Below are 21,928 nucleotides of genomic sequence, written 5' to 3' on the forward strand. Positions count from 1 at the left end.
TTACAGTTCTGCTACCAGTTTGTCGACGATGTCGCTGTTGGCAGCCTGGTCGATTTGACGCGCCAGGATCTTCTCTGCACCAGCAATGGCAAGAGCAGCAACCTGCTTACGCAGTTCTTCTTTGGCACGATGACGTTCAGCTTCGATCTCGGCACGGCCCTGAGCCAGGATTTTTTCCCGCTCAGACTGGGCACCAGCGGCAGCTTCATCAATGATCTGGGCTTTACGTTTGTTAGCCTGCTCAATGATTTCAGCAGCCTGCAGCTTGGCTTCTTTCAGCTGATCGGTGGCGTTGGCCTTGGCCAAATCCAGATCTTTCTTGGCACGCTCAGCAGAAGAGAGACCGTCAGCAATAGCTTTCTGACGGGCTTCGATGGCAGCAATCAGCGGCGGCCATACGTACTTCATGCAAAACACTACGAAGAAGAAAAAAGCAATTGCTTGGCCGAGGAGGGTGGCATTGATATTCACAGCCGATGTCCTCTTAAGTTAGTTAATGGGTTATGCCTGGAGAGTCGTAACGACTTAGCCAGCAACCGCAAACATCACGTACAGACCCAGACCAACGGCGATCATCGGGATCGCATCCACCAGACCCATTACGATGAAGAACTGGGTACGCAGAACAGGGATCAGATCCGGTTGACGAGCAGCACCTTCCAGGAACTTGCCACCCAGGATACCGATACCGATGGAAGCGCCGATAGCAGCCAGACCCATCATCATTGCAGCAGCGATGTACAGCAGGTCCATGTTCAAGTTTTCCATGAGGATCTCCAGTTATTTAGATGTAATTGATTGTATAAAAAGGATTATTTGAGTTGCATCAACCATGGTCTTCCTGCGCCATCGACAGATATACGATGGTCAGAACCATGAAAATGAATGCCTGCAAAGTGATGATCAGGATGTGGAAAATTGCCCAAGGCACGGACAGGATCCACTGTGACCACCAGGGTAACAAACCAGCAATCAGGATAAAGATCAGTTCGCCAGCATACATGTTGCCGAACAGTCGAAGACCCAGAGAAACAGGTTTGGAAATCAGCGTAACAGTTTCCAGGATGAGGTTAACCGGGATGGCCGCCGGGTGATTGAAAGGCTGAAGCGTCAGCTCCTTCACAAACCCGCCGATACCCTTGACCTTGATGCTGTAATACAGGATCAAGAAGAACACGCCCAAAGCCATGGACATGGTGATGTTAACGTCAGCAGAGGGAACCACACGCAGATAGGGAATACCCATCAATTGTGCAGCGTGAGGGATAAAGTCAACGGGGATCAGATCCATGAAGTTCATCAGGAAGATCCACACAAACACCGTCAGCCCCAAAGGTGCGATGACCTTGTTGCGACCGTGAAAGATGTCTTTGACGTTACCATTCACAAACTCGACCAGCATCTCCACAAAGCACTGCAGCTTACCCGGCACCCCGCTGGTAGCGTTAACGGCTACTTTGCGGAACAGCAGGATAAACAGGGCGCCTAGCACGACGGAAAATACCATTGAGTCGATATTGACCGTCCAGAACCCGGACCCGACTTGAAGGTGGGTCAGGTGGTGGGAGATATATCCCTGAGGAGTCAGGACTTCTCCGGTTGCAGACATGAGTTTTCCTAATAGTGGTTGTTAAGCGTGAATGAAACCATCCACTGTACAACGAGGGCGAGGATATAAGTGGCGAAAAACGAGACGGTAACGACCTCGACTCCCGCACCAAACATCAGGGCGAATAGACCTGTTGTAGAAATGAGCTTAATCCCTGCCCCACCATAAAAGTCCCGCAAAACCAGGCCCACACTCTCGGTTGTCACCTTGCGGCGCAGCACCCAGACAGTAAACAAGGCTTGAGGAACCCAGTACATCCCCCCTCCGTAGAGGGCGGAATAACCGGCGCTGGCACCAGTCAGGTAAAACCAGACGGCACTCATCGCCAGGATCAGGATGAGCTGACAAACGAGCATAACCAAGGCCAGTGTCAAACCTTCCAAGGCTATTTTCTGCTTCACCAACCTACCCCTGAACATTACAGAACTGTAAAAAATCGGGATCCGAAGACCCCATGTTAACAGCTCTTAAAGCCGGTCAAATTATACCCTTGAGGGCAGCTATTGCAATATGACAAAAATCCTTAATTTTTGCGGCTTTCCGCGGCAAATCAGGGTTATGGTCATATCAAAAGGAATGGATGTTTTATTACTACAAAAAGCGTAAAAATCACGATTCCGACACGCCAAAATAGCCCAATATACGGTCCAAATCGGACAAATTCTCGTAACTTATTACTAACTTCCCGCTATCCCGCTTGCCTGGCTGAAGTTGCACCTGATTGCCAATTTTTTCTGCCAGTTGGCGCTCCAGGTAGCCGATCTGCGGATCACGGGCCGGTTCGACCCTGGCTTTTGCCGGTTCGAGCGCTTTTTGCACCAGCTTCTCGGTATCGCGTACAGTCAGCCCTTTCTGGGCAACCAGCTTGGCCAGTTCGGACTGGGCTTGGCCGCTCAGAGCCAGCAGGGCACGGGCATGGCCCATGTCGAGGTCGCCATGCTCGACGAAACGCTTCACGTCGTCGTTGAGCTGGTTGAGACGCAACAGGTTGGTCACCGTGGTGCGGGACTTGCCCACCGCCTCGGCCACCTGCTGGTGGGTGAGTTCAAATTCGGTCAGCAGTCTTTGTAGAGCGACCGCCTCTTCGATGGCATTGAGGTCTTCCCGCTGAATATTCTCAATCAGCGCGATGGCGACGGCAGCCTCGTCGGGTACATCCTTGACGATGCAGGGCACCACCTCGAGCCGCGCCAGCTGGGACGCGCGCCAGCGCCGCTCACCGGCAATGATTTCGAAGGATTGTTCGCCGAGAGGGCGTACCACGATGGGCTGGATCACCCCCTGAGCGCGGATGGAGTTGGCAAGCTCTTCCAGTGCATCCTGGGACATGTCCTTGCGGGGCTGGTACTTGCCGGACTGCAACCACTCCACCGGCAGCTTGCGCAGCTCGCCCTGATTGGTGGGGGCCATGGCCTCTTCAGTACGTTGATCGCTCATCACCTGTTTCTGGCGGGCAGCCGTGCTGGTACTGAGCAGGGCATCCAGCCCCTTGCCCAGTCCACGTTTTTTCGGAGTCATATGCTCTCTCGGTCTGCGATGGTCGCCTGACGTTCCTGCTCCTGGCGGCGCAGGATCTCGCCAGCCAGAGCCAGGTAGGCCTTGGCGCCCACCGATGATTTGTCATAGTGCATGGCCGGGGCACCGAAACTCGGGGCTTCAGCCAGTCTAACGTTGCGGGGAATGATGGTGCGGTAGACTTTGTCACCAAAGTGCTGTTTTAGCTGATCGGACACATCATTGGCCAGCCGGTTGCGGTGATCGAACATGGTGCGCAGCACCCCTTCGATCTTGAGCTCCGGATTGACCACGGCGGCCAGCTTGCTGATGGTGTCGACCAGGGCGGTGAGCCCCTCCAGCGCGTAATATTCGCACTGCATGGGCACCAACACGGAGTCGGCGGCGGCCATGGCGTTCACGGTCAGCATGTTGAGAGAGGGCGGGCAGTCGATGAAGACGTAGTCGTATTTGTCCCGCACCGAAGCCAGCGCATTGCGCAGGCGGATTTCGCGGGCGAAAAATTCCATCAGACGGATTTCGGCCGCGGTCACGTCGGCGTTGGCGGCAATCAGGTGATAGCCCCCGGTGGTTTCGGGGATGATCACTTCGCTGATGGGGGCATCCTCGATCAGCAGCTCATAGGCGGTGCGCTCGACGTCATACTTGTCGACACCGCTGCCCATGGTGGCATTGCCCTGCGGATCCAGATCAATCACCAGCACCTTGCGCCGGGTGGCTGCCATGGAGGCGGCCAGATTCACACAGGTGGTGGTTTTACCCACTCCACCCTTCTGGTTGGCTATGGCGATGACTTTTCCCACACGATCCCCTAAATGAAACTGCGACCCTATTCGGGCTGGATATGTTTGAATTCCAGCAGATGACGTTCGCCTTCCAGCTCCGGCACCCGCAACTCATGACAGGCTACCAGACGGATATTGGCAGGCAACTGGGCCAGCTCCTGCTCGGGATATTGTCCCTTGAGTGCCAGGAAGCAGCCCTGTTCTGACGGCAGGTGGTGACACCAGCTCAGCATGTCCTCCAGCGAGGCAAATGCCCGACTCAGTACACCATCAAATCCCACCTCGGGTTGATACTCTTCAACCCGGGATTTGACCGGCGTCACATTGGTCAGACCCAGCTCCTGGATCACCTGACGGATGAAGTTGATCCGCTTGCCCAGACTGTCGAGCAGGACGAACTGCTTGTCCGGATTGATGATCGCCAGCGGCAATCCTGGCAGGCCGGGACCTGTCCCCACGTCGATGAAGCGCTCACCGTGCAAGTGGGGGCTTACCACCAGGCTATCGAGGATATGCTTGACCAGCATGGCGTCCGGATCTCGCACCGAGGTGAGATTGTAAGCCTTGTTCCACTTGTGCAGCAACTCGACCAACTGCACCAGTTGGCTCTTTTGGGTATCGGTGATAACAATTTCGGCCTGCTTGAGCAGGCCGTTCAATCTTTCCAACATGGGATTCCTCAGGCGGTTTTACGCAGCAGGCCGTGTTTTTTCAGGTGAACCAGCAGGATGGAGATGGCCGCCGGGGTGATGCCGGAGATGCGGGAAGCCTGACCAATGGTCTGCGGTTTGGCATCGTTCAGCTTGGCTTTCACCTCGTTGGAGAGGCCGTTCACCTCGCGATAGTCCAGATCCAGCGGCAACAGGGTGTTCTCGTTGCGCAGCTGCTTTTCCACTTCATCGTGCTGACGCTCGATGTAACCGGCGTACTTGATCTGGATCTCAACCTGTTCGGCCGCGGCAGGATCAGTCACGGAAGGGCCGACCCCTTCGATGGCCATCAGCGCATCATAGGTCACCTCGGGGCGACGCAGCAGTTCTTCCAGACTCTGTTCGCGGGTCAGCGGGGTGTTGACCAGGGCGTTGACCGCTTCCAGTGACGGGTGTTGCGGGTGGATCCAGGTTGAACGCATGCGCTGACGCTCCAGCTCGACCTGTTCCATCTTGGCGTTGAATTTGCTCCAGCGCTCGTCATCCACCAGACCCAGCTCGCGACCGATGGCAGTCAGGCGGATATCGGCGTTGTCTTCCCGCAGCAGCAGGCGGTATTCGGCGCGGCTGGTGAACATGCGGTAAGGCTCGCGTGTCCCCAGGGTGGAGAGATCGTCCATCATCACGCCCATGTAGGCCTGATCCCGACGAGGGTTCCAGGGATCCTTGTCCTGGGCACGCAGGGCCGCGTTCAGACCGGCCATCAGGCCTTGTGCCGCCGCCTCTTCGTAACCGGTCGTGCCGTTGATCTGGCCGGCGAAGAACAGGTTTGGAATGCACTTGCTCTCCATGTTGGCCTTGAGATCCCGCGGATCGAAGAAATCATATTCGATGGCATAGCCGGGGCGGGTGATGTGGGCGTTCTCGAAGCCACGCACGGAACGGACGATCTGCACCTGCACGTCAAACGGCAGGCTGGTGGAGATCCCGTTCGGATAGAGTTCGTGGGTGGTCAGGCCTTCCGGCTCGACGAAGATCTGGTGTGCAGTCTTGTCGGCGAAACGGGTGATCTTGTCTTCGATCGACGGGCAGTAGCGCGGACCTATCCCCTCGATCACCCCGGCGTACATGGGGCTGCGATCCAGGTTATTGCGGATCACCTCGTGGGTACGCTCGTTGGTGTGGGTGACGTAGCAGGGCACCTGACGGGGATGCTGGCTGGCATTGCCGATAAACGAGAAGACCGGACGCGGATCGTCGCCGTGCTGTTCCTGCATGACGGAGAAATCGACGCTGCGGGCATCGATGCGCGGCGGGGTGCCCGTCTTGAGACGATCGATGCGCAGCGGCAGTTCACGCAGGCGCTGGGCCAGGGCGATCGAGGGAGGATCCCCGGCACGGCCGCCCTTGTAGTTTTCCATCCCGATGTGGATCAAACCATTCAGGAAGGTACCGACCGTCAGCACCACAGTCTTGCCACTGATGCGGATCCCGCTTTGGGTGACCACACCGGCAACACGATCCCCGTCCATGATCAGATCGTCACAAGCCTGCTGGAAGATCTTCAGGTTCGGGTAGTTCTCCAGCATCTGGCGAACGACAGCCTTGTAGAGCAGGCGATCCGCCTGGGCACGAGTGGCTCGCACTGCCGGGCCCTTGGAGGAGTTGAGGGTGCGGAACTGGATCCCGCCAAGATCAATGGCACGCGCCATGATCCCGCCGAGTGCGTCAACTTCCCTGACCAGGTGTCCCTTGCCGATCCCGCCGATCGCCGGATTACAGGACATGTGTCCCAGCGTATCGATATTGTGGGTCAGCAACAGGGTGTTCATGCCCATGCGGGCTGCCGCTGTTGCTGCTTCGGTTCCGGCATGACCGCCACCGACGACGATCACATCAAATTGTTCATGGTATTGCATTGGGATCACCTTGATCTGCACGCCTGAAGATCTTTATTTGCCTGGGCTAAAGGGCGGAACATTCTATCTGTTTCGCGTCCTGAGGGGAACGTCTACTTAACGTTCAGTATGAAGGGAGGATCCACTAATTAGATCTTAAGGATCTTTAGATCGATCTTTTACTGGATCTCTTATTAGGATCCGCCCTTTCTGTTGATAAGCACTTTTTGATCATAAAGATCATTAATTTAAGGACGATCCTAGCTTGTGGAAAAGCTTGGATCCTGGCCCGGTGAACGAGGGGATAACCAGGACTTTTATACACAGAGGTCTGTCGGTCTGGATCTAATACATGGATAACTATAGGTTTTGCAGAGCTTTACACCATAGTTATGCACATTACCCCTGGGCGTTGTGGGTAACCTTGTAGAACAACTCCCCCGGATCAATCTGTTAATAACATGGTGGATAGTCGATCTGGGGATAAGTGGGGAGATCAAGCTTTTTTTCAGGATCTCCCGCACTCTGATCAGGCGATCATCGTCATCCAGTCGCGGATCCACACTTCTGCGGCATCTTCGGGGATCTCGTGTTGGGTCACATCAATGTCGAGCCGCTCGCCGATCCGGCTGGCTCCGCACTCGGCCAGCAGCCGATCCAGCGTCTTGCCACCCTGGCAAAAGGTGTCATAACTGCTGTCACCAAGGGCGATCACGCCATATTTCAATGAATTAAGATCCGGATGCAGCTCGGCAAGATCCTTGGCGAAGGGTTGCAGGTTGTCGGGCACATCCCCGGCACCATGGGTGGAAGTGACCACCAGCAGGATGGATCCCGCATCATCCAGTACCTCTGCCAGCTTGGCCGGGTTGTGGATCCGGGTCTGGTGGCCAGCCTGTTCCAGCAGGTTGGCGACGTGGTCTGCGACATATTCGGCGGCGCCCAGCATGGAGCCGACGACGAGATTGAGTTTGGCCATGGAATGGATCCTGATTTCAGACAAAGAAACGGAAAGCCGGATTCTACCGCCAAAGGGTGTGGATAAATATGGATAAAGCTTGGGGATAATGGATCCAGTCAGATAATGTCACCGGATCCATCCTGCCGATCTTTTTTCTGCTTCTTTATATTCCTCTCCATTTTCTTCTCCGCTCATAGCTCTCCTGATGGCTCCCATCTCCCGCGAAATCCTGCCAACGATGCAGCTAGATAACAATGTAGATGCAAATGATTAGCAATTATTGAATCGATTCGATCACGGCTCCTGTAGTAGGATTGCGCTGCTTTATTCGCCCATGGAACAGGGTGATGTCGTGACAAACGACCACAAATAACAATTAAAACAACATAACTCATTGATAAACGAGACTTTAATATGATTGCGCAAAAATACACTACAGGACCCGGCAAGAAGGGCGCCTTCGGCGTCCTTTCGCTCTCCGGTTTGCTCGTCTCCCTGCCGCTGATGGCCGAACAAACCACCGCTGAGCTGCCCAAAGCCAGTGAAACCATGGTGGTGACAGGTACGGCCATGAAGGTGGAAGTGCCGATGGCCGAGACCCCTCGCGCCGTCTCTGTGGTTAATCGCGAGGAACTGGATCAGCACGCCGTGTTGCAGCTGGATGAAGCGATTCGCTACCGTTCCGGCGTATTGACCGGCCTCTATGGCTCAGACAACAACACCGACTGGTTCAAGGTACGTGGCTTCGATGCCGCCTCTTATCTGGATGGCAACCGGTTGTTTGGCACCGGCTACTACGTCTGGACGCCGGAACCGTTTGGTCTGGAGAGTGTGGAAGTGCTGAAGGGGCCAGCCTCGATCCTTTACGGTGAGGCGCCTCCGGGCGGGGTGATCAATGCCATCAGCAAGCGACCGACCGCCACGCCGCAAGGGCTGGTGGATCTGCAGCTTGGCAGCCGGGATCATCGTCAGGTCGGGGTGGACGTCTCTGACGCGCTCTCCGACAACAGCCGTTACCGCATGGTTGCTCTTTATAAAGAGCGTGATGGTGTGCTTACCGGTACTTACAACGATCGGGTTTATCTGGCGCCGAGCGTCACCTTCGATCTTTCGGATCGTACCAGCCTGACCCTGCTGGCCAGTTTCCTGCACGACGAAGGGGTCCCGACCAACGGCTTCTTCCCGGTCTATGGCACCCTGAATACGTCAGGTGGCCAGATTGATCCCTCCACCAACCTGAGTCAGCCGGATTACGATCGCAACCGCAATACCCAGATCTCCACCGGTTACGAGCTGGCCCACCAGCTCAACCAGACCTGGGAGTTCAAGCAGAACGTCCGCTTCAACTATAACGATCTGCTGCTGCGCCAGACCTATATCTTCCCGACCTATGAAGGCACAACCGCCAGTCGTGGCCTGGTTTACCGCGATGGCAATACCAAGAGTGCCACCATGGACAACCAGATGGTGGGCTACTGGAACACCGACAGCACCGAGCAGACCTTGTTGCTGGGGGTTGATCTGCAGCGTCATGTCAATGAAGGGGTCGAGGCCGACAACTACGGTATGGGCTCCATCAATACCATGAACCCGGATTACAGCGGCTTCCCCGGTTTTGACGAATCGACCGCTACTCACCAGAAGAGCAGCAAGGGCCAGAGCGGCCTCTATGCCCAGCACCAGATCCGCTGGGACGATCGCTGGTTGCTGACTGCCGGTGGCCGTTTTGACTATGTGGAGACCCACAACACCAATACCAGCAAAGACGAGCGCCAGTACGATCACGAGCTATCCCTCTCGGGCAGCCTGATGTATCTGGCTGACAACGGCCTCTCTCCCTACTTTGCCTATGCCGAGTCGTTCGAGGTGCTGCCGGGGATCGATCCTAACACCCGAAACTCCTACAAGCCGCTCAAGGGCAAGCTCTACGAGACCGGCATGAAGTATGCGCCTGCCTTCCTCGACGGTTACATCAATCTGGCGCTGTTCGATTTGGCCCAGACCAACTCGCTGGTCTCTACCGGTTCCGGCCAGCAGACCCAGGCGGGTGAAGTGACCTCTCAGGGGGTTGAGCTGGAAGGGAGCGTGCAGGTGACCGATGCACTGCGTCTGACCGCTGCTTATACCTACACCGATGCCAAAACTAACGACACCGGCAGTGGCGATCGCCGTGCCAGCCTGATCCCGCGCCACCAGGCCTCCTTCTGGGGTAACTACAAGGTGCTGCAAGGGGTGGCTTCGGGTCTGGAGCTGGGGACCGGTGTGCGTTATATCGGTTCCAGCGTGGGTATTGGCGCCGTGAATGCGGACTACACCCCCATCTACGGCTCTGCCGAGGTGCCGGCCCATACCGTCTGGGATGCGATGATCGGGTATGACTTTGCCAAGAACTGGCGTGCCCAGCTCAACGTCAACAACCTGCTGGGTGAAACCTACGTGGCCAGTTGTGACTATTACTGCTACTACGGCGAGCCGCGCAGCGTAGTGGGCAGCATCAACTACCGCTGGTAATCGAAGTCGGGCGGGAACCGGATTCCCGCCCTTCTTTTCACCCGCAGTTGTTCTGATCTCTCTGGAATACCGGTCCGTTATGGAACTCTTGTCTCTGGTTTATCGTCAATATCGTTGGCCCTTTATCGCCATTACCCTGCTCAGTCTGCTCAGTGCAGTCAGCGGGATTGGCGTCATTGCTTTTATCAATCAGTCTCTTATCGAATCTATAGGTGATCCGCTGCCGATCCTCGGTCAGCTGGTCGGCCTGATTGTGCTGCTGCTGGTGATCACACTCGGATCTCAGCTGGCCCTGACCACTCTCGGTCACCATTTTGTCTACCGGTTGCGTGGCCGTCTGCTCAAGCAACTGTTGGATACCGATGTCGCCCGCATCCGCCAGATTGGTCAGGGGCCACTGCTGGCCTCCCTCTCCAGCGATATCGGCCAGATCACCATCGCCTTCGTGCGCCTGCCTGAGCTGGTGCAGGGGCTGGTGCTCACGCTGGGCTCTGCCCTCTATCTTGGCTGGCTCTCTCCTGCATTACTCGGGGTGACCGCGCTCTGGGTCACCGTCACCATGGTGGTGGGCTGGTTGCTGGTGAACCGTGTTTATCGCCATCTCTCCCACATGCGTCAGGCCGAAGATCGGCTCTATCAGAACTATCAGGCCATCATCGCCGGCAGCAAGGAGCTGGCGCTCAACCGCGAGCGGGCTCATTTCGTTTACCACCAGCTCTATGAGCAGAATGCCCGTGACTACCGCCAGCAGATCATCCGTGCCGACACCTATCACCTGAGCGCGGTGAACTGGTCGAATATCATGATGCTGGGGGCCATCGGTCTGGTCTTCTTTCTGGCCAACGGCCTTGGCTGGGCCAACACCAATGTGGCCGCCACCTTCGCCCTGACCCTGTTGTTCCTGCGCACCCCGCTGTTGCAGGGGATTGGCGCCCTGCCGACCCTGCTTGCCGCTCAGGTGGCGTTCGACAAGATCGCCGCCCTCAATCTGGCCGAGCCGGATGCGGACTTCCCGCTGCCGCCCGCCATCCGCCCCTGGCAGCGTATCGAGCTGGAGCAGGTGAGCTTTCACTATCAGGGGGAGGGCGGTTTTGCCGTTGGCCCCATTGATCTGGTCATCGAAAAGGGGGAGCAGATCTTCATCATTGGTGGCAATGGATCCGGCAAGTCGACCCTGGCCATGCTGTTGACCGGCCTTTACCAGCCAGTATCGGGCCGGATCCTGCTGGATGGTGAGCCGATCACCGATCGCAACGGCTATCTGGCGCTCTTCTCCGCCATCTTCACCGACTATCACCTGTTCCAGCACCTGCTGGGACCGGAACCCAAGGATGAGCTGGTGGCCGAGTGGCTGGAGCGGTTGCAGATGGGCAGCAAGCTCACCATCGAGGATGGTTTTATCGCCGATATCGATCTCTCCCAAGGGCAGCGCAAGCGGGTCGCCCTGCTGCTGGCGCTGGCCGAGCAGCGCGAGGTGATGCTGTTTGACGAGTGGGCCGCGGATCAGGATCCCCAGTTCCGCCGCATCTTCTATCAGGTGCTGTTGCCGCGTCTCAAGGAGATGGGCAAGACGGTGATTGCCATCAGTCACGACGATCACTACTTCCCGCTGGCCGATCGCCTGCTGGAGATGCGGCAGGGAAAACTCACCGAACTGACCGGCGCGCGCCGTGCCGCAGTGAGCCGCGATGCTATCGCCCACCTGGATTGCGAGGTGCCGGCTTGATACCGGCACCGATGAGACTGGCGGCAAGCCAGCACAGGAATTGCTTATGTTCGAGATGAAATCAGCCAGCTTCACGGTCAATGACCGCACGCTGCTGCACCCCACCGACCTGCGTTTCGAGCAGGGACAGGTCTATGGCCTCATCGGCCACAATGGTTCGGGTAAATCGACCCTGCTCAAGCTGCTGGCTCGCCAGCAACCCCTCAGCGACGGCGAGATCCTGTTCGATGGCAAGCCGCTGCCCGACTGGGGCAACCGGGAGTTTGCCCGTCAGGTGGCCTATCTGCCCCAGCATCTGCCGAGCGCCGAGAATCTGCTCGGGCGGGAGCTGGTGGAGATGGGCCGCTACCCCTGGCGCGGCCTGCTGGGCCGGATGGGGGCGGAGGATCACCGTCAGGTCGAGCGGGCCATCGCCCTTACCCATACCGAACGCTTTGCCGATCGGCTGGTGGATACCCTCTCCGGCGGCGAGCGGGGGCGGGTCTGGCTGGCGATGCTGCTGGCCCAGGAGAGTCGCTTCATCTTGCTGGACGAGCCGCTGGCCGCGCTGGATGTGGCCCATCAGGTGGAGGTGCTGACGCTGGTCAAGCAGTTGAGCTGTCAGCTAAACCTCGGGGTCATCATCGTCATTCATGACATCAATATGGCCTCCCGCTTCTGCGATCGGCTGGTGGCGCTCCACTCCGGCCGCCTGCTTACCCACGGCGAATCGGAGGGGATCATGACCAGCGAGACCCTGCACGCCATCTATGGTGTTCCGATGGAGGTCATTCGCCACCCGGCTCATGCTCATCCCATCGCCATCGTCTGACCGGGGGGCTCTCTTGAACCGTTTATTGAAGAAGATGGCACCCTGCCTTATTAGCCTGCTGCTGCCACTTGCGGCGCAGGCCGAAACATCCCCGATCGCCTCTGCACCGCTACCCCGTATCGCCACCGTCGACTGGACCATTGCCGAAACCCTGCTGGCGCTCGGGGTGACGCCGCTGGCGGTGGGGGATGCTGGCCCCTATCAGGCATGGGTCGGCGAGCCACGGCTACCCGCCGGGGTGGTGGATATCGGCCTGCGCACCCAGCCCAACCGCGAGCTGCTGGCGGAGCTCAAACCCGATCGCATCCTCATCTCGCCGCTGGCGGCCCCGCTGGCGCCAACTCTTTCCCGCATTGCACCGGTGAGCACCATTGCCCTTTATGATGGGCAAACCGATCTGTGGCAGCGGTTGCATGAGGTGACCCTGACCCTCGCCCGCATGGTGGGCAAAACCGCCGAGGGTGAACGGCTGCTGGCCGGGCTGGATCGGGATCTCGCCAGTATGCAGGCCGGATTGCCTGCGGATCTGCCGTCCCTTCTGGTGGTGCAGTTTATCGATGAGCGCCATGTGCGGGTGTTTGGTCGCCACAGCCTGTTCGATGCGGTGATGACGCGGCTCGGGCTGCGTAATGGTTGGCAGGAGCAGACCAATGACTGGGGTTTCTCGGTGGTCAGCATCGAGCAGTTTATGACCTTGCCAACCGCGCGGCTGGTGGTGGTCGATCCCATCCCGGTAGGGGTGAGCGAACGGCTGCAGGAGCCTGGGCTGTGGCAGCATCTGCCGTTGGTTCGGCAGGCGCCTGTGCTGCATCTGCCTGCGGTCTGGAGTTTTGGCGGCGTACTTGCCGCCCGCCGTTTTGCCGGTCTGCTCAGCGATGCATTGCTGCAAGATGCCGAGCGTATGGAGGCTAGCCGATGAAGCGACTGCTCACATCGCCGCTGCTGCGGCCGGTCTCGATCCTGCTGGGGTTGACCCTCTTGCTCGCGTATTGGGAGCTGGCTCGCCAGCTGCCCGGTGCGCTCTGGTGGCAGAGCCTCTTCACCCCCAATCTGGATGACGTCAGCCAAGCAGTGGTGCATTTCAGCTGGCTGCCCCGCTTGGCGGTCACCCTGCTGGCCGGGGCGGCGCTCGGGCTGGCGGGCACCCTGATGCAGCAGGTGCTGCGCAACCCGCTCGCGTCACCAACCACCTTGGGGGTGGCCTCCGGTGCCCAACTGGCGTTGATGATGGTGACCCTGTTTGCCCCCTCCTGGTTGCTGTTGGGGCGGGAGTGGATCGCCATGGCCGGTGGCTGCCTCGCGATGGCACTGGTGTTTGCCCTGGCCTGGCGTCGCCAGCTCAATCCGGTGGTCATCGTCTTTGCCGGGCTGGTGATCAACCTCTATCTGGCGGCCATCAGCATGGGGCTCTTGCTGTTCTTTCAGGAGGAGCTGAAAGGTTTGTTGGTGTGGGGCAGTGGCTCGCTAGTGCAGAACAGCTGGAGCGGGGTGAGTTATCTGTTGCCCCGCCTGCTGGCAGCCGCTTTGCTGGCCGCAGTACTGGTGCGCCCGCTGGCGGTGCTGGAGCTGGATGATGCCAGCGCCCGCAGTCTGGGGGTCTCCCTGCAGCATCTGCGTTTTGCCGGACTGGGGCTGGCGGTGTTTGTCACCGCTTGCGTGGTGAGCGTGGTGGGGCTGATCGGCTTTATCGGGCTGGCAGCGCCTGCCATGGTGCGGCTGCTCGGGATCCGCCAGCTCGGCCAGCGGCTGCTGTGGGCACCGATCCTCGGCGCCCTGCTGCTGGCAGCGACCGATCTGTTGCTGCAGAGCCTGAGCCGCTTCTGGCCAGTCTTGATCCCCACCGGCGCCATGACCGCCCTGCTGGGGGCGCCGCTGCTGCTCTGGCTGATCCCGCGCCTGGGTATCAAGTCGGGTACGCCTAAGGCAAACGCCGGCCTGCTGGTGGCTCGCCATCCGGCTCCGGCTCGCCTTATCGGCCTGTTGCTGGTCGGGCTGCTGCTGGCCGTGGTCGCCACCCTGCTGTTGGGGCAGGGAATGACGGGCTGGAGCTGGCCAAGCTGGCTCCGCTGGCAGGCCCAGCTGGAGTGGCGGTTGCCGCGCACTCTGGCGGCGGGGGCGGCTGGCGTGCTGCTGGCGATGGCGGGCACCCTGTTGCAGCGGGTCAGCAACAACCCGATGGCGAGCCCAGAGCTGCTGGGGGTGAGCGGTGGCACTTTTATGGGGGTGATAGCGACGGCCTTACTGCTGCCTGCTTTGCCGTTGCCCATAATGCTGCTGGGCGGCCTGATCGGGGCCTTCGCTTGTCTCTTGCTGCTGGTGGTGGTCAATCGCAAGCACGGCTTCCAGCCGGAGCGGATCCTGCTCTCCGGTATCGCCATCACGGCGTTGTTTGAGCCGCTGCAGGCTATCGCGCTGGCCAACGGCGACATGCGGGTGCAGCAACTGCTCTCCTGGATGTCTGGTTCCACCTACTACGTCACCCTGCCGGTGGCCTATGGGTTGGTGGGGCTGGCGCTGTTGATGCTGGCCGCCTGCCTGCTTGTCAGCCGCTGGCTCGATCTGCTGCCGATGGGGAGTGCTGTAGCGACTGCGCTTGGTATTCGCCTCAACCGTGCCCAGCTCGCCATCCTGCTGCTGGTGGCCGTACTCACTGCCAGCGCCACCCTGGTGGTCGGGCCGCTCTCATTCGTCGGTCTTCTGGCGCCACATATAGCCAAACTGATGGGGTTGGTGCGGGCACGCTGGCACCTGCTTGGGGCCGCCGCTTCCGGCGCCTTGTTGATGGTATCGGCTGACTGGGTCGGTCAGCAGATCCTCTTCCCGCAGGAGGTGCCGGTCGGGCTGGTCTCCACCTTGTTAGGGGGCGCTTACTTCATGTGGTGCCTACGTCGCCTCTAGGTTTGCGGACAAAAAATGCACAACAAAAAGCCCGGGATGAACCCGGGCTTTTTGTTGTCTGCCAGACCGGCTTACTTGCCGATGCAGAAGCTGGAGAAGATGCGGCCCAGCAGATCGTCGGAGCTGAATTCACCGGTGATCTCGGAGAGGGACTCCTGCGCCAGGCGCAACTCTTCGGCCACCAGCTCACCGGCCACGAACACTTCCAGCTGCTCCTTGGCCACCAGCAGGCGCTCGGCGGCACGCTCCAGCGCATCCAGATGGCGGCGGCGGGCCATAAAGCCCCCTTCGGTATTGCCCTGGAAGCCCATGCAGGCTTTCAGGTGCTCGCGCAGGGCGGGCAGCCCCAGCTCGGTTTTGGCGGAGATGCGGTAGACGGCGTGGCCCTGCTCCTGGCTCGGTGCCAGATCCTCGCCTGTCAGATCGGCCTTGTTGCGAATGACGGTGAGGCCGATGTTTTTTGGCAACCGATCAACAAATTCCGGCCAAATTTCCCGCGGGTCGACCGCGTCCGTGGTGGTGCCATCCACCATAAACAGCACCCGATCGGCCTGCTCGATCTCGGCCCAGGCGCGCTCGATACCGATCTGCTCCACCTTGTCCTGGGTGTCGCGCAGGCCGGCGGTGTCGATGATGTGCAGCGGCATGCCATCGAGATGGATGTGCTCGCGCAACACGTCGCGGGTGGTACCGGCAATCTCGGTGACGATGGCTGACTCACGGCCTGCCAGAGCGTTGAGCAGGCTCGATTTGCCGGCGTTGGGACGACCGGCGATCACCACCTTCATCCCTTCCCGCAGCAGGGCGCCCTGCTTGGCTTCCCCGCGCACGTCGTCCAGCTCGGACATGATGGCGTAGAGGTCGCCCGCCACCTTGCCGTCGGAGAGGAAGTCGATCTCCTCGTCCGGGAAGTCGATGGCCGCTTCCACATAGATGCGCAGCCGGATCAGGCTCTCCACCAGTTGCTGGATTTTGCTGGAGAACTGCCCCTGCAGGGAGTGCATGGCGCTGCGGGCGGCCTGTTCGCTGGAGGCTTCAATAAGGTCAGCGATAGCTTCGGCCTGGGCCAGATCCAGCTTGTCGTTGATGAAGGCGCGCTCGCTGAACTCGCCGGGGCGGGCAGGGCGGATGCCATCGATTTTCAGAATGCGGCGGATCAGCATGTCCATGATGACGGGACCGCCGTGGCCCTGCAGCTCCAGCACATCCTCGCCGGTGAAGCTGTTGGGGGCTTTGAACAGCAGGGCGATGCCCTGATCCAGTACCTGGCCTTGCTCATCCTTGAACGGCAGATATTCGGCGTAGCGCACCCGCGGGAGCTTGCCGAGCACTATCCCGGCGACCTGTTCGGCGGCGGGGCCGGAGACCCGGACTATGCCGACGCCACCACGGCCTGGCGCGGTGGCCTGGGCCACGATCGTATCTGTTGTCATCTTGCTTGGCTCGTTTGTTCGCTGATAGGAAAACGTAGTGGGAGACATTGTAATAAAAAAGGCGGCCCGAAGGCCGCCTCTTTTGTCATCACGGGAAGATTAGCTGCGTGAATGCAGTCCTTTCTTCTCCAGCTGACGATAGATGATGGTCTGCTGGATGATGGAGATGACGTTGCTCACCAGCCAGTAGAGAGTCAGGCCAGCCGGGAACCAGAGGAACATGAAAGTGAAGATGATCGGCATGAACTGCATCACTTTCTGCTGCATCGGGTCGGTTACGGTGGTCGGGCTCATCTTCTGCAGATACCACATGGAGGCACCCATGAGGATTGGCAGCACGAAGAAGGGGTCCTTCACTGACAGGTCAGTGATCCACAAGGCAAACGGCGCGTGACGCAGCTCAACGGACTCCATCAGTGCCCAGTAAAGGGCGATGAAGATCGGCATCTGAACCAGGATCGGCAGGCAGCCACCCAGCGGGTTGACCTTCTCCTTCTTGTACAGCTCCATCATGCCCTGAGACATCTTCTGGCGGTCATCGCCGAAGCGCTCGCGCAGGGCCGCAATCTTGGGTTGCAGCATGCGCATCTTGGCCATGGAGGTGTACTGGGCCTTGGTCAGCGGGAACATGATGCCGCGCACCAGCAGGGTCAGCATGATGATGGCCAGACCCCAGTTCTGGACGAAACCGTGGAACACTGTCAGCAGCCAGTGCAGCGGTTGGGCGATGAACCACAGCCAGCCGTAGTCGACGGTCAGGTCGAGGTGGTTAGCCACCTTGGCCATCTGGTCTTGCAGCTTGGGACCAACCCACAGCTTGCTGGTCACTTCAGCCTGTTGGCCGGCAGCCACGTCAACCAGCGGCGCCTTGTAACCGATGATGGCCTGGCCTTTACCAGGGATCACGCGGCTGTAGAAGCTGTTGGTATCGTCGGCATTCGGTGCCCAGGCAGAGACGAAGTAGTGTTGCAGCATGGCGACCCAACCACCCTTGGTGGTCTTGTTCAGGTCGGCATCCTTCATCTCGTCGAAGGTGTACTTCTTGTAGCGGGTATCTTCAGTGGAGAAGGCACCACCACGGTAAGCGCTGGCTACCATGGCATGACCTTCCTGATCCTTCGGCGTTGCTACGGTCTGTTTCAGCTGACCATAGAACTGCACCTGAACCGGCTCGGCAGATTTGTTGTCGATCTTGTAATCAACGCCAACGGCATAGTCGCCACGCTTGAGGATGAACTCCTTGGTGAAGACTACGCCCTTGCTGTCGGTCCAGGTCATCGGAACGACGACTTGATCCTGACCATCGGCCAGCTGATAGCTGGTCTGGGCGGCTTCATAGGTAGGACGACCTTCGGCCTGACTGTCCGGACCGTTGCGACCCACCAGACCGCTCTGGGCGATATAGAGGTGCTCAGGCTTGCTGGTCAGCAGCACGAACGGTTGGTCCTTGCCCTCTTCCAGTTTGTGAGACAGCAGTTCGGCAGACACGACGTCACCACCCTGGGTATCCAGGGTCAGCTTGAGCACGTCAGAGGAGACGGTGATCAGCTTGCGTGCGGCAGTCGCGTTGGCTTGCTCGGAAACCTGAGGAATATCACCGGTCTGACCGGCTTCAGGTACGAAATGTTCGGTTTGGGCCACGGTAGTCGGGGCCGGCTTCGGAGCCTTGTCGGACTCCCACTGTTGCCAGAGCAGAAAGCTCACGAACAGCAAACCGATCAGGAGTAGATTGCGTTGTGATTCCATAGTCTTCAGTTTCTTCGCTTTGGTTGCGGAACCGGGTCATAACCACCCTCGGATAAGGGATGGCATTTTAATAGACGTTTGCTAGCTAACCAAACGCCTTTTATGAAACCGTGAAGTCGGATGGCTTCTATCGCAAATTGGGAACAAGTTGGAGTAAAACGGCAGCGCGGCCCGAGCAGAGGGCTAATGATTAGCTGATACAGGCGTATCAGTTTGATAGCTACCCATTGCAACGGCGTGACAGAGTGCGCCATAGCTTTTCCAGTAACTTGAACAGTTCCTCGTTATCCATCTCTTTCACACCGGCCTTGGCGATCACCACGATGTCGATAGCGGGCAGCTGATGTTGTTTGAGGCGGAAACTTTCCCGGACCACCCGTTTGACACGGTTACGCCAGACGGCACGCTTGAGTGCTTTTTTGGGCACAGCGAGACCAAGACGAGAGTGTTCGAGTGAATTGGGGCAGGCGAGAAGCGTAATTTGCGGGGAAGCAGCCCGGACAGGCTCGGCGAAAACGCGTTTGAAGTGTTCGGGAGTTAACAGACGTAACTCCCGAGAGAAGGTGTGCTGGGTAGGCATTAAACTACCAGACGGGCACGACCCTTGGCACGACGAGCGGCCAGAACTTTACGACCGTTGGCAGTTGCCATGCGGGCGCGGAAACCGTGAGAGCGCTTGCGCTTCAGGTTGGACGGTTGAAAAGTACGTTTCATGATTCGATTCCGTATTTCTGTACAGTTTTGATTGTCACACTTAGCCGACGCGCCAGCTATAGCGTGTGACGACTAGCAAAAGAGGCCGAATTCTAAACAGAGTTCGGCTTTTAGTCAATCCGCCGTTCCCTCTCATCCTGCCGTGGTCTTGAAAAGGCCGCTGCCGAGCGTGAGGATCCAGAGGATCAAGGGCTCCGGATTATACTGGCAACCCGGGGTTAAACAAGGGATCCCTCAATAAAAAAGGCGGCTAGGCCGCCAAAGAGAGAGCTATTTAAGGACTTTCCGCAAGAACTCCCGGGTACGGGGATCCTTGGGATCGACCAATATCTGATCCGGCGGGCCCTGCTCGACGATCCGCCCTCCTTCCATGAAGATCACCCGATCGGCAACATCACGAGCAAATTCAATCTCATGGGTCACTACCACCATGGTCTGGTGCTGGCGGGCCAACTCTTTCATCAGTCCCAAAACCTCGTCGACCCACTCGGGATCGAGGGCCGAGGTGGGCTCGTCAAACAGGATCACCTTGGAGTGGGCCGCCATGGCGCGGCCAATGCCGACCCGTTGTTGCTGGCCGCCGGAGAGGGAGGCCGGATAGGCATCCTGCTTGTCGACAAGACCAATGTCCTTGAGGATGCCGAGCGCTGTGGCGCGGGCCTCCGCTTTTGGCTGCTTCCAGACGGTGATCAGCCCTTCGGCGATGTTGTCGAGTGCTGTTTTGTTGGCAAACAGGGCGTAGTTCTGGAACACGAAGGAGGCCCGCTTGCGCAGCTCGATCGCCTGCTGTTCACTGGCCTTGGCCAGATTGAGCTCGAGATCGTCGATGGCCAGGGTGCCCGCATCCGGGGTCTCCAGCAGGTTCAGGCAGCGCAACAGAGTCGACTTGCCGGTGCCGGAGGGGCCGATGATGACGACAATTTCCCCCTTTTTGACCTCCAGATCGATGCCGTTGAGCACCTGATTGCCGTGATATGCCTTGGAGAGGCCGGTTAGCTTGATCATGAGAGCCCTCCTTTAATAGGCACGGTTAAGACGGACTTCCAGCAGATGCTGCAAGCGGGTAAAGAAGATCACCACCACCCAGTAGATCAGCGCCACCGCCATAAAGCTCTCGAAGAACTTGAAGGAGGAGGAGGCTTCCATCTGTGCCTTGCCCATGATCTCGGCCACTCCCAGCGTGAAGGCCAGCGAGGTGCTCTTGATCATGTCGATGAAGTAGTTCATCAGCGACGGGGTGGCGATGCGTGCCGCCTGCGGCAGGATGATCCGCTGCATCGCCTGATAACGGCTCATGCCGATACTGAGCGCCGCTTCCATCTGGCTTTTGTGAATGCCGAGGATGGCTGCGCGGATCGACTCGGCCATGTAGGCGGCGAAGTGCAGGGTCAGACCGACGATGGCGGCGGTAAAGGCATCCATCCCCACGAAGATCGGGAATAGTTGCGGCAGTCCGTAGTAGAGCAGGAACAGCTGAACGAGAAGCGGTGTACCCCGAAAGAACGAGATATAGAGCATCGCCAGCCAGTGAATCGCGGGGACGCGAAACACCCGTACTATCGCCAGGGCCAGCGAGAGTACGAGTGCCAGCACGAATCCCCACAGGGCCATTTCCATCGTGGTGCCCAGGTATTTGAGCAGGATGGGAAACAGCCCCAGCGTGTATTCGAGGTCAAATTCCATCATTTATTTGTCGGTGATGTCGGAAGCGAACCATTTCTCGGAGATCTGACGCAGGGAGCCATCCTTGCGCATGGCGGTCAGGGCCTCGTCGACCTTCTTCAGCAGCGCCTGTTTCTCCGGGGTCTTCAGGAAGGGCAGGGCGTTCTCGATTGTCTCGAACGGTGCGCCAGCCTGTTGCAGCGGCAGCTTGGACTCTTTGATCAGCTGGGCGGTGGAGACGCGGTCCATCACGAAGGCATCGATGCGACCCAGGGCGACATCCTGCTCGAAGGCGGAGTCATAGGTGCGGATGTCGATCTTCTTGTTCGGGTCGTTCTTGCGCAGCAGCTCTTCGAAGTTGGAACCCAGGTTCACGGCCACCTTCTTGCCTTCCAGATCCTTGATACCGTGGATGGTGCTGTTGCCCTTGCGTACTACGATCTGGGCGCCGTCATAGACGTAAGGCTGGGAGAAGTCGTACTTCGCCTTGCGCTCGTCGGTGATGGTGATCTGGTTGGAGATGGTGTCGATGCGGCCGGTTTCCAGCATGCCGAACAGGCCGGAGAAGCTGGCGGTCACGAATTCGACCTTGTAGCCGGTGCGCTCGCCGATCTGGTTCCACATATCCACTTCAAAGCCCTGCAGCTTGTCCTGCTTGACGAAGGTGAACGGGAAATATTTGCCAGACATGCCGACCTTGATGGTCTCCTGGGCGATGGCCTGACCGGACAGGGTGGCGAGCAGGATGGCTGCGCCGGAAATCAGTTTGATGGATGTTTTCATGGTGTTTCTCTCTCTCAATGTCTTGTATTTGTAGTTGTAATAACTGGTTTGGCCCTGATGTTATTGGAATAAAATTTAAAAAATAAATGACATTTGGTTATATGAAATAACAGGAGAGAAGCACGGGATCGACCAATCCGGACGGTGGATCAAGCTGTGGGTAACTTTGGGGATGAAATCCGATCCAAAGGCGCTGGATCCTTGAAAGTCAAGGATCTTATTTGCT

22 protein-coding genes are annotated in these 21,928 nt (G+C 58.5%); 5 read left to right on the forward strand and 17 right to left on the reverse strand.

Annotation, left to right across the window (positions count from 1 at the left end; translation table 11 throughout):
- The 9 genes from atpF to mioC form a co-directional block, all read right to left on the reverse strand.
- Positions 1 to 471, reverse strand: a complete 471-nt coding sequence (atpF, locus tag I6L47_RS13940; RefSeq protein WP_005339336.1) for a F0F1 ATP synthase subunit B — start codon at positions 469 to 471, stop codon at positions 1 to 3.
- A gap of 54 nt (positions 472 to 525) precedes the next feature.
- Positions 526 to 768 carry a F0F1 ATP synthase subunit C gene (gene atpE, locus I6L47_RS13945; protein WP_005307205.1) on the reverse strand — a complete coding sequence of 81 codons (243 nt, stop codon included), beginning with the start codon at positions 766 to 768 and terminating at the stop codon, positions 526 to 528.
- Between the two features lie 58 nt (positions 769 to 826).
- A complete protein-coding gene (gene atpB / locus I6L47_RS13950; RefSeq protein WP_005339335.1) occupies positions 827 to 1,609 on the reverse strand; it encodes a F0F1 ATP synthase subunit A in 783 nt (260 codons plus the stop codon).
- 8 nt (positions 1,610 to 1,617) lie between these two features.
- Positions 1,618 to 2,028, reverse strand: coding sequence for an ATP synthase subunit I (locus I6L47_RS13955; RefSeq protein ID WP_019445506.1), 411 nt, complete (start codon positions 2,026 to 2,028; stop codon positions 1,618 to 1,620).
- A gap of 190 nt (positions 2,029 to 2,218) precedes the next feature.
- Positions 2,219 to 3,127, reverse strand: a complete 909-nt coding sequence (locus I6L47_RS13960) for a ParB/RepB/Spo0J family partition protein (RefSeq protein ID WP_005342343.1) — start codon at positions 3,125 to 3,127, stop codon at positions 2,219 to 2,221.
- Entirely contained in the window at positions 3,124 to 3,927 is an 804-nt protein-coding gene (locus tag I6L47_RS13965) for a ParA family protein (protein WP_005357226.1), read from the reverse strand. Before I6L47_RS13965 ends, I6L47_RS13960 begins: the two co-directional genes overlap by 4 nt.
- A 26-nt stretch (positions 3,928 to 3,953) precedes the next feature.
- Entirely contained in the window at positions 3,954 to 4,580 is a 627-nt protein-coding gene (rsmG, locus tag I6L47_RS13970; RefSeq protein WP_005339331.1) for a 16S rRNA (guanine(527)-N(7))-methyltransferase RsmG, read from the reverse strand.
- Between the two features lie 8 nt (positions 4,581 to 4,588).
- Positions 4,589 to 6,478, reverse strand: a complete 1,890-nt coding sequence (mnmG, locus tag I6L47_RS13975; RefSeq protein ID WP_005357220.1) for a tRNA uridine-5-carboxymethylaminomethyl(34) synthesis enzyme MnmG — start codon at positions 6,476 to 6,478, stop codon at positions 4,589 to 4,591.
- 508 nt (positions 6,479 to 6,986) lie between these two features.
- Positions 6,987 to 7,436 carry an FMN-binding protein MioC gene (gene mioC / locus I6L47_RS13980; protein WP_216947644.1) on the reverse strand — a complete coding sequence of 150 codons (450 nt, stop codon included), beginning with the start codon at positions 7,434 to 7,436 and terminating at the stop codon, positions 6,987 to 6,989.
- Between the two features lie 396 nt (positions 7,437 to 7,832).
- Here mioC and I6L47_RS13985 point away from each other — a divergent pair, with 396 nt between their 5' ends.
- The 5 genes from I6L47_RS13985 to fhuB all read left to right on the forward strand — a co-directional run bounded on the left by I6L47_RS13985 (position 7,833) and on the right by fhuB (position 15,364).
- On the forward strand, positions 7,833 to 9,929 hold the full coding sequence (locus I6L47_RS13985; RefSeq protein WP_216947645.1) for a TonB-dependent siderophore receptor: 2,097 nt from the start codon (positions 7,833 to 7,835) through the stop codon (positions 9,927 to 9,929).
- 79 nt (positions 9,930 to 10,008) lie between these two features.
- Positions 10,009 to 11,655 carry a multidrug ABC transporter permease/ATP-binding protein gene (locus I6L47_RS13990; protein WP_088868086.1) on the forward strand — a complete coding sequence of 549 codons (1,647 nt, stop codon included), beginning with the start codon at positions 10,009 to 10,011 and terminating at the stop codon, positions 11,653 to 11,655.
- 46 nt (positions 11,656 to 11,701) lie between these two features.
- The gene (locus tag I6L47_RS13995) at positions 11,702 to 12,466 is read left to right on the forward strand and encodes an ATP-binding cassette domain-containing protein (protein WP_216947646.1); all 765 of its coding nucleotides are present in this window, start codon (positions 11,702 to 11,704) and stop codon (positions 12,464 to 12,466) included.
- Between the two features lie 34 nt (positions 12,467 to 12,500).
- A complete protein-coding gene (locus I6L47_RS14000) occupies positions 12,501 to 13,385 on the forward strand; it encodes an ABC transporter substrate-binding protein (RefSeq protein WP_216949361.1) in 885 nt (294 codons plus the stop codon).
- Positions 13,382 to 15,364 (forward strand): Fe(3+)-hydroxamate ABC transporter permease FhuB, encoded by a 1,983-nt coding sequence (gene fhuB / locus I6L47_RS14005; RefSeq protein ID WP_216947647.1) that lies wholly within the window; start codon positions 13,382 to 13,384, stop codon positions 15,362 to 15,364. The genes I6L47_RS14000 and fhuB overlap by 4 nt, the downstream gene beginning before the upstream one ends.
- Positions 15,365 to 15,435: 71 nt before the next feature.
- Here fhuB and mnmE read toward each other — a convergent pair whose 3' ends face one another.
- The 8 genes from mnmE to I6L47_RS14045 all read right to left on the reverse strand — a co-directional run bounded on the left by mnmE (position 15,436) and on the right by I6L47_RS14045 (position 21,702).
- Positions 15,436 to 16,797 (reverse strand): tRNA uridine-5-carboxymethylaminomethyl(34) synthesis GTPase MnmE, encoded by a 1,362-nt coding sequence (mnmE, locus tag I6L47_RS14010; protein WP_019445516.1) that lies wholly within the window; start codon positions 16,795 to 16,797, stop codon positions 15,436 to 15,438.
- A 99-nt stretch (positions 16,798 to 16,896) separates the two neighbouring features.
- Positions 16,897 to 18,543 (reverse strand): membrane protein insertase YidC, encoded by a 1,647-nt coding sequence (gene yidC / locus I6L47_RS14015; RefSeq protein WP_005355794.1) that lies wholly within the window; start codon positions 18,541 to 18,543, stop codon positions 16,897 to 16,899.
- 5 nt (positions 18,544 to 18,548) lie between these two features.
- Positions 18,549 to 18,797 carry a membrane protein insertion efficiency factor YidD gene (yidD, locus tag I6L47_RS14020; protein WP_010672280.1) on the reverse strand — a complete coding sequence of 83 codons (249 nt, stop codon included), beginning with the start codon at positions 18,795 to 18,797 and terminating at the stop codon, positions 18,549 to 18,551.
- Complete coding sequence (gene rnpA / locus I6L47_RS14025; protein WP_005339313.1) at positions 18,764 to 19,123, reverse strand: ribonuclease P protein component; 360 nt, start codon at positions 19,121 to 19,123, stop codon at positions 18,764 to 18,766. Before rnpA ends, yidD begins: the two co-directional genes overlap by 34 nt.
- Positions 19,123 to 19,257, reverse strand: coding sequence for a 50S ribosomal protein L34 (gene rpmH, locus I6L47_RS14030; protein WP_005307156.1), 135 nt, complete (start codon positions 19,255 to 19,257; stop codon positions 19,123 to 19,125). The genes rnpA and rpmH overlap by 1 nt, the downstream gene beginning before the upstream one ends.
- 270 nt (positions 19,258 to 19,527) lie before the next feature.
- Positions 19,528 to 20,262, reverse strand: a complete 735-nt coding sequence (locus I6L47_RS14035; protein WP_216947648.1) for an amino acid ABC transporter ATP-binding protein — start codon at positions 20,260 to 20,262, stop codon at positions 19,528 to 19,530.
- 12 nt (positions 20,263 to 20,274) lie between these two features.
- Positions 20,275 to 20,943, reverse strand: a complete 669-nt coding sequence (locus I6L47_RS14040) for an amino acid ABC transporter permease (protein ID WP_019445518.1) — start codon at positions 20,941 to 20,943, stop codon at positions 20,275 to 20,277.
- Positions 20,944 to 21,702, reverse strand: coding sequence for an amino acid ABC transporter substrate-binding protein (locus I6L47_RS14045; RefSeq protein ID WP_005339308.1), 759 nt, complete (start codon positions 21,700 to 21,702; stop codon positions 20,944 to 20,946).
- Positions 21,703 to 21,928 lie beyond the last annotated feature (226 nt).

Origin of the sequence: Aeromonas sp. FDAARGOS 1417 (assembly GCF_019046985.1) — a bacterium.
Classification (GTDB): Bacteria; Pseudomonadota; Gammaproteobacteria; order Enterobacterales; family Aeromonadaceae; genus Aeromonas; species Aeromonas veronii.